This is a genomic window from Nostoc sp. DedQUE07 (assembly GCF_034530975.2).
In the GTDB taxonomy this organism is placed as follows: Bacteria; Cyanobacteriota; Cyanobacteriia; order Cyanobacteriales; family Nostocaceae; genus Nostoc.
Genome location: NZ_JAVRCC020000104.1, coordinates 1 through 7,694 on the forward strand (window position 1 = coordinate 1; position 7,694 = coordinate 7,694).

6 protein-coding genes and 1 tRNA gene are annotated in these 7,694 nt (G+C 44.9%); all 7 read left to right on the top strand.

Annotated elements, in window-relative coordinates:
- The first annotated feature begins 494 nt into the window (after positions 1–494).
- The 7 genes from RMZ95_RS33865 (at position 495) to RMZ95_RS33895 (ending at position 7,344) form a co-directional block, all read left to right on the top strand.
- Positions 495–767, top strand: coding sequence for a hypothetical protein (locus tag RMZ95_RS33865; protein WP_012410874.1), 273 nt, complete (start codon positions 495–497; stop codon positions 765–767).
- Between the two features lie 13 nt (positions 768–780).
- Positions 781–1,458 (top strand): ABC transporter ATP-binding protein, encoded by a 678-nt coding sequence (locus RMZ95_RS33870; protein ID WP_094352150.1) that lies wholly within the window; start codon positions 781–783, stop codon positions 1,456–1,458.
- Positions 1,459–1,699: 241 nt separating this feature from the next.
- Positions 1,700–2,248 (top strand): NYN domain-containing protein, encoded by a 549-nt coding sequence (locus tag RMZ95_RS33875; protein WP_322669865.1) that lies wholly within the window; start codon positions 1,700–1,702, stop codon positions 2,246–2,248.
- 148 nt (positions 2,249–2,396) lie between these two features.
- Positions 2,397–2,468 (top strand) — tRNA-Asn (locus tag RMZ95_RS33880).
- A gap of 42 nt (positions 2,469–2,510) precedes the next feature.
- The gene (locus tag RMZ95_RS33885) at positions 2,511–3,671 is read left to right on the top strand and encodes an aminotransferase class V-fold PLP-dependent enzyme (RefSeq protein ID WP_322683866.1); all 1,161 of its coding nucleotides are present in this window, start codon (positions 2,511–2,513) and stop codon (positions 3,669–3,671) included.
- Between the two features lie 224 nt (positions 3,672–3,895).
- Positions 3,896–4,957 carry an ATP-binding protein gene (locus tag RMZ95_RS33890; protein ID WP_322683867.1) on the top strand — a complete coding sequence of 354 codons (1,062 nt, stop codon included), beginning with the start codon at positions 3,896–3,898 and terminating at the stop codon, positions 4,955–4,957.
- Positions 4,958–4,959: 2 nt separating this feature from the next.
- Entirely contained in the window at positions 4,960–7,344 is a 2,385-nt protein-coding gene (locus tag RMZ95_RS33895) for an ATP-binding protein (RefSeq protein ID WP_322683868.1), read from the top strand.
- Positions 7,345–7,694: the final 350 nt, after the last annotated feature.

Consider the following 7,694-nt stretch of genomic DNA (forward strand, 5'->3'; position numbering starts at 1 on the left):
GAAGCGATCGCGCTTGAGCCAGTCGTCTAGAACGTCAAACCACCCTCTACTGGGCGCACGTCCAACTGCGATGGTCATTAGAGCAAATCTCCAAATGTTTATAAGTACAGGTTGTATCTGTATTATAGATGGCGATATTAAGGCCTTCCATAAGCAGAAAGTTAACCAGGTTGTTAACCAAGTTTACAATTTTTTACACACCTTTAATTATATTAGGTGTAAATTGCTAATTTTTCTAGGGGTTTTCTCATAAAATTTATTTTTTGATTCAGATGAGGTGATAAATGGGGAGTAGGGAATAGGGAATCAGAAGCAGAGAGGCAGAGAGGCAAAGGAGCAATGGATCGAAGAAATAACTAATGCCCAATGCCCACTTGTCCTAAGCGGAGTCGTTCGCGTAGCGTCTCGCAGAGAAGGGATGCCCAATCCTCATTTCCCTAGAATCACTCAGCTGACGCTAAAATGAGTCCACAGTTAAATTTGATTATTGCTAAATGTTTACCATCGATTTAAGCATCAGAAACACTGCTTTCCCAATCTCAGTACAACGTAAGTCAGCAGAGGATGCTGAGGCTGTCTATCAGCTAATTTTGGCAGCAATCCGTTCTGGGAACCCTGACATTGTAGAACTCAAATGCGAAGGCAAGACAGAGAAAAAAATTGCTGTCCGCGCTAGTGAAATTTCTGGGGTGCAGATTGTTCAGAAAGATGGTACAACCCCAGGTGGTGGCAGACCACCTGGCTTTTTTGCCGTAGCTGCTGAGTAACCAAGGTTGACAAATGGCTCAAGTGGGCATTGAGGTCAAGGATTTAAATTTCAGTTGGCCGAATGGAGAAAAAGTTATCAAATCTTGCTCTTTAGAAGTACCCAAGGGTGAGTTTTGGATGCTCTTAGGTACAAATGGCAGCGGAAAATCTACTTTACTGAGACTGCTGGCGGGGTTATTAGCTCCTGAATCTGGCGAAATTCGGGTTTTGCAACCCGTTGGCTTTGTCTTCCAAAATCCAGATCATCAACTGGTGATGCCAACTGTTGGTGCTGATGTGGCTTTTGGATTGGTGGAAGAAAAGTTGCCGCCTGCTGCTACCAGAGCAAGAGTTGAGGAGGCGCTTGGAGCGGTGAATTTGCTTACATTGCAACGACGCCCTATTTATGCACTCTCTGGGGGACAAAAACAGCGAGTCGCGATCGCCGGTGCGATCGCCCGTCGCTGTGAAGTCTTATTATTAGATGAACCCACTGCCTTACTAGATCCAGATAGCCAGCTGGATTTAGTTGCTGGTGTCCGCCGCCTTGTCAAAAGTCGAGGTATTACAGCCCTATGGGTGACACATCGATTAGATGAGTTGAATTATTGTGACGGCGCTTTCTTGCTAGAAAAAGGCTCTCTGGTAGATAGTGGTGAAGCCGAACGTCTCAAACAACGTCTGATGGAGGTACACAGCGAAGCCTCTTAATTAAGTGCTGAGTGCTAAGTAAAATTCATTGCATTTCGCATTCCTGAATAATACTAACTAGAACTCTAACGCGCCTTTTAAATAAAGGCGCGTTTTAAGTTGGTGCGTCTATCTGAAGTTTGAGTTTTGTGAGGCTGCCGTATTTTTTGTTTTATGTAACATAGTGTTACAGACTATGCATCAATTATTATAAAACTTATGAATGAATTTTGTTAACTCTAGAAAATTGTGATTAAAAACCATGCCCCGTTCCTTACTCCAAGCCGTTTTGTTAGTGGACGGCTACAATATAATAGGCGCTTGGCCTTGCCTTAAAAAAACGCGTGATAGCGTTGGATTAGAGGCCGCACGGGGCGAACTTGTGGAAGCAATGACTGGTTATAGTGCGTTTCAAGGTTACACAACTCAGATAGTTTTTGATGCCCAATATCAAAACACCTCTAGTAATAAAGAAATTATTACTGAGCTTTTATCTGTTTATTACACTGATTTTGGGCAAACCGCAGATACTTATATTGAAAAATCCTGCGCTTCTTTTCGCCACCAAATAGCCCAATCTTTGATTTCTCGTGTGATTGTTGCTACATCAGATCGGGCACAGCAGTTGATGATACAAGGGTATGGGGCTGAATGGTTGTCAGCACAACAACTCTGTGGCGAAGTGGAAGCCACTGTCTGCCGGATGCGACAGAAGTATCATACGCGCAAACAATCTAAGAGTCGGTTTTTAGCTAATGGCATTGATGCTAAGGCGCGGCAGCGTCTGGCTGAATTACGAATGGGATTGTAGTAGATATTTAGTATCTAAGAGTCTCTGCTTAAATTCTTGAATAGATTTTGGCTGCAAAATTTCTATAAATTAACTATCTAAAAAAAAATATTGGCGAAAGTACTTGCCAAATACTATTTTTAGCCCTAAGATTATAAATCGTGAGCGTTCCTCAGTAGCTCAGTGGTAGAGCGATCGACTGTTAATCGATTGGTCGCTGGTTCGAATCCAGCCTGGGGAGTTTAGCAATTTTGGATTTTAAATTTTGGATTCTAGATTATCCATGAGAGACTTATGGTCGCTTGACTCGACTGTGACGTTTCTGAATCATGGGTCTTTTGGTGCTTGTCCTAAACAAGTGCTGGAGTTTCAACAACGTTTGCGATCGCAACTCGAACATGAACCTTTGCGCTTTTTTGTTAGGGAATGGGAACCTCTGCTAGACGATGCCAGAAGTAAGCTAGCGGCCTTTGTAGGTGCTGATGTGCAGGATTTGGTATTTGTCCCCAATGCGACGACTGGCGTTAATTCGGTGTTAAGGTCGCTGACGTTTTCACCAGAGGACGAAATACTTACAACTAACCACGAATATAATGCTTGCCGCAATGCACTTGATTTTATTGCCAGTCGCACTGGTGCGCGGGTGGTGGTGGCAAAAGTTCCTTTCCCTATTGACTCGCCACAGCAAGTAATCGCAGCAGTAATTGAGCGAGTTTCACCAAAAACCCGATTAGCACTTTTGGATCATGTTACCAGCCAGACAGGGCTAATTTTCCCGATTCAAGAGTTGGCGAAGGAGTTGCAACAACGGGGTGTAGATACATTGGTCGATGGGGCACATGCGCCTGGAATGATTTCTCTCGATTTGCGAGAGATTGACGCAACTTATTACACGGGGAATTGTCATAAATGGCTGTGTGCGCCCAAGGGGGCAGCATTTTTGTATGTGCGACGAGATAAACAGTCAGAAATTCGTCCTCTGACAATTAGCCACGGGACAAATTCGCCACGCACTGATAAAAGCCGCTTTCAGTTGGAATTTGACTGGACAGGTACAGACGATCCTACAGCTTATATGTGTGTGCCAGAAGCGATCGCTTTTATGGGTTCGTTGCTACCTGGTGGGTGGACAGAATTAATGCAGCAAAATCATCAGCTAGTGTTGCAGGGAAGACGGCTACTTTGTGAAGGGCTGGAAGTGCAACCGCCTTGTCCAGAGGAAATGATTGGTTCAATGGCAGTTGTGCCAATGCCTACGATGTTGGAAAACCGCGATTTTTTGGCTTTACATGATGAGTTGTTTGATAAGTTTGGTATTCAAGTGCCGATGATGCCGTGGCAGGAAAAACCTCGGCTGTTGGTAAGGATTTCGGCGCAGATTTACAATACTTTAGAGCAGTATGAGTATTTGGCAAAAGTATTAAAGGGATTGCTCTCAGGTTAATCTATAGCGCTTCTCGGCCTTTGTAAGTTATAAGAACCCCACCCCCAACCCCCTCCCCGCAAGCGAGGAGGGGGCTATGATGTACCTTACCTGATTAAGAACTGCTATAGTTTCAGGGAAGTAATGATGCATCAAGGGTCTGTTTTGCACTAAGTGCTATTCTTTTAAGTGATTGCACTTAAATTGCTGAAACTAGGATAACGCTTTACATGGCTTCTGGAGCTATGCCTTCTAATCCTTTTGTGGCTGCGGGGATGATTGAAGATCCCAGGCTATTTGTCGGTCGTAAGGATGAACTAAATGCGATCGCATCTCGGATGAAGGGCGATCAGCCTACAAGCATTAATATAGTTGGTGAGAAGCACATTGGTAAATCTTCGTTGCTGCATTATTTCGTTCGGACTTGGGAGCAGCGAGTATTACAAAACACCAATCGTTATGTGGTTGTTTACTTACCGTTACAGGGTGTAGATTGCCAAACTGAAATGGGTTTCTATGAGGCTGTAGCTGAAGCTTTACTGAGTCACGTTCAGGGATGGCAACAACGCAGTCTGCAAAATTGTTGGAAGACTAAACCGCTTAATCGGCAAGCATTTTCAGATGCGGTTAAGCAATGGAAACAGCAAGGAAAGCTACCCGTTCTCTGTTTGGATGATTTTGAAAGCCTTTTGAAATATCCCGATAAATTCGATAATGGATTTTATGACAATTTGCGATCGCTGATGGATAGCAACGCCTTGATGCTAGTGGTCGCTTCCCGTAAACAACTGAATGTTTATGCTAACGAGCATCGGTTTGTCTCTAGTTTTTTCAATATTGGTCACACGATTTCTTTGAATGAACTAACTACAGATGAGGCTATTGAACTGTCGCGCTTACCAACTCGCTCTACAAATGGTGCAGCTTTAAGTGTAGATGAACAGAATCATGCCCAGCAATGGGGCGATCGTTATCCTTACAAGTTGCAATTGGCTGGTTACTATTTGTGGGAAGCACGTCAACAAGGCAAGCCAATCAAGTGGGCAAAACAGCAGTTTGAACAACAGCTTGCAAATCCTAAATCTAAAGCAAAGGGACAAGGATGGCAATTATGGCTGCATTGGTTGGTTTGGGGTTTACCAGTACGCCTGGGTAGAATAGCCAAGTTTATTGGTGAGACTGTTGATGATGTGAGCAACTGGATTATCGGGATGGTAATTCTGCTTTTGCTCGTTTTGGTTTCGGTGGGTGTGCTGCACTGGAATGAAGTTTGGGATTTTGTGCGCGACAAGTTGGGGATAAAGTAGCAATGAGTAATAAGTCTCCAGCATCAGGCTTTTGGACTTATGTAGCTGAATGCGTGCGCCTGCTGTATTGGATTTACTTCAAGCCATTTACCTTTGAACGTTGGCTGCGCGATATCCATCCAGAATTGAAGCCGAGAGATAACCCCTTTAATAAATGGGCTGAGTTTTGTACTAACCCGCGCCTGCGTCGCTATGCTAGGCAAGTTTGGTGGCTAACTGCTGTAGTTCCAATGTTTGCCGTGTTGCTGGTGGCACCAATTTACGCTTTGGTTAGTGGTGAATCATTTAACTGGCTTATAAGCTGTGTTTTTTTGGCGGGCTGGTTTATAGGAAGGGTTGTAGACCGTGGCGGTAATAAAAATAGGCTAGTTATTTTCCTTATTGCTGTCCTTAGCATGTTTTTGGCATATCAATTTTTATCAAACGTGGTGTTCGGCGTAGCGTTCGGCGTGGCGTTCGGCGTGACGATAGGCGTGACGTTCGGCATGGCGATAGGGGTGACGTTCGGCGTAGCGTTTGGCGTGGCGTTCGGCATGGCGATAGGCGTGGCGGGAGGCGTGGCGTTCGGCGTGGCGTTCGGCGTGGCGATAGGCATGGTGCGAGGCATAGGGGTAAACGTGATGCCAGGCGTGGCGTTCGGCGTAGCGGGAGGCGTGGCATTCGGCGTGGTGGGAAGCGTGGCAGGAGGCGTGGCATGGATTTTGGGTGTGTTGCGGGTTTACTTCTGGTTGCCAGAATTACTATGGATACTCACCCTGTTCTTGTTGTCTCGCAATGGGAAGCGGGTAAATTGTTTGCGATATCTGCCCCCACGCTTTGATGAATTGATTATTTTGCCTCTGCCTTTCATGGATGTGATGATTGTAGAGGCTTATCGAAAGAACCCAATGGCTGCCCGTGAGACTATTAATTATCTAATTACATCCACCAATCAGCAAAGAGTTGCAGCACAGGCAATATCTGGTATTGCTGTAGATATTCTCAATTGTTGTCAGAGGTTGAGCGATATTGCGGAGATTGCCAACCAACTAGCATGGATTCCCTCACCACCACCAAAGGAACTTGGCGCTGTACTGCCCCAATTTTTGGAAATCAGCCAGGATGTACGGGCATCAGATGAAGCAACTTCACCTTATCGTAAATATGAGTTACTGAATATTCCCATTAACGCATTACGCCAACTGGGGCAAAGTCTAGCTTTGACAAAAGATGCTCGCGTTGCTGTCTCTTTTGGCAACACTGCACAAAGCTGGCTAACTATATTAGAAACGGCGCAGCGCACTTTAAAGGAACAGGCACAGCAATCAAAAGAAATTCGACAAGTTTATATTGCTGGTAACTCGCTAGACCCAGAAACAGCAAAGAATCGTTTTAAAGGGCGAATTGATATATTTCGGGAAATCGAATCTTTGACGCTTTCTGAGCAACCGCCAGTTTTGTTACTCTATGGTGGGCGGAGGACAGGGAAAACCTCAGCGCTGAAATATCTACCTTATAGAATTGGCTCAGATATTATACCTTTGCTGGTAGATTTACAGGGTGCAGCATCAGCGACGACGCTTAAGGGATTGGCAGAAAATTTAGCTAAACAAATTATTGAAGCTGCACGGCAACTTGCCCGCAAAATATACTTTCCTAAGCCAGATGCCAATAGACTGGCTGAAGATCCATTTCCAGCACTGCAAAATTGGCTAACAGAAATAGAACGCGGCAATCCTGGTAGGCGATTTCTCTTATGTCTGGATGAATATGAACGCCTGGGTGAGGTAGTGGAAGCAACAAGCAGCCGTGCGCCGCTCAATTTTATCCGTAACTTGCTGCAACACCAACGCAAGTGGATTTTACTTTTTAGCGGTTCCCAGGAGTTATCTGAACTTGATGATTACTGGAGTGACTATCTAATTAACACCCGTGCTTTGCGAATGACTTATCTGCACGAGTCAGAAGCCCGCGATTTGATTCGACAGCCAGTAGATAACTTCAGCAATATCTATGAACCAACTGCTGTAGATGAAATTATCCAACTTACTCGCTGTCAACCTTATCTCGTTCAGTTGGTGTGTTATGAAGTGGTGGAGTTGCTAAACCGCGATATCAGAAGAAACAGGCGAGAAGCAGATACAGCAAAAGCTACTGCACAAGATGTTCAAGAAGTTATACCTGTTGTGCTGGAGCGAGGAGATCAGTATTTTCGGGAATTATGGAAGAGTTTAGCAGATAGCGATCGCTATCTGCTACGCCGGATAATCCACGGAAAAACTCCCACGCCGCAAGACAAAGGTGTTATCCGCAAACTAACGCGAAAAGAAATCTTGACTCAAGAAGGCAATGCTTTTCAAGTGCCTTTGGTGCAAAAATATATAGAACAGTTGCTAGAAGAAGAGTAATATAACAACCCTATAGTGGTTTTCGCTTGGGTGCAGTACATTTTTGACCTCTCTCCAAACCTCTCTCCTAAAAGGAGAGAGGCTTTGAATCTTACTCCCCTTCCCTTGAAGGGAAGGGGCTGGGGGTTAGGTCTGTGTTCCATGAATTGGGAACCGCTATATTCAAAATTTTCATCGTGATGTGGCAACCGACATCGCTACAGACATAACCAATGTTGCTACAGTCGTGACGGAAGTTGCTACAGCCTGCACGAAACACGGGAACGTTAAAGCAGAAGTCGCTACAGCTTGCGCGAAACGCGGAAACGTTAAAGCAGAAGTTGCTACAGCTTGCGCGAAACACGGAAACG

Coding starts and splice junctions, on each gene's coding strand:
- RMZ95_RS33865 (WP_012410874.1), top strand. CDS start 495: ATGTTTACCATCGATTTAAGCATCAGAAACACTGCTTTCCCAATCTCA.
- RMZ95_RS33870 (WP_094352150.1), top strand. CDS start 781: ATGGCTCAAGTGGGCATTGAGGTCAAGGATTTAAATTTCAGTTGGCCG.
- RMZ95_RS33875 (WP_322669865.1), top strand. CDS start 1,700: ATGCCCCGTTCCTTACTCCAAGCCGTTTTGTTAGTGGACGGCTACAAT.
- RMZ95_RS33885 (WP_322683866.1), top strand. CDS start 2,511: ATGAGAGACTTATGGTCGCTTGACTCGACTGTGACGTTTCTGAATCAT.
- RMZ95_RS33890 (WP_322683867.1), top strand. CDS start 3,896: ATGCCTTCTAATCCTTTTGTGGCTGCGGGGATGATTGAAGATCCCAGG.
- RMZ95_RS33895 (WP_322683868.1), top strand. CDS start 4,960: ATGAGTAATAAGTCTCCAGCATCAGGCTTTTGGACTTATGTAGCTGAA.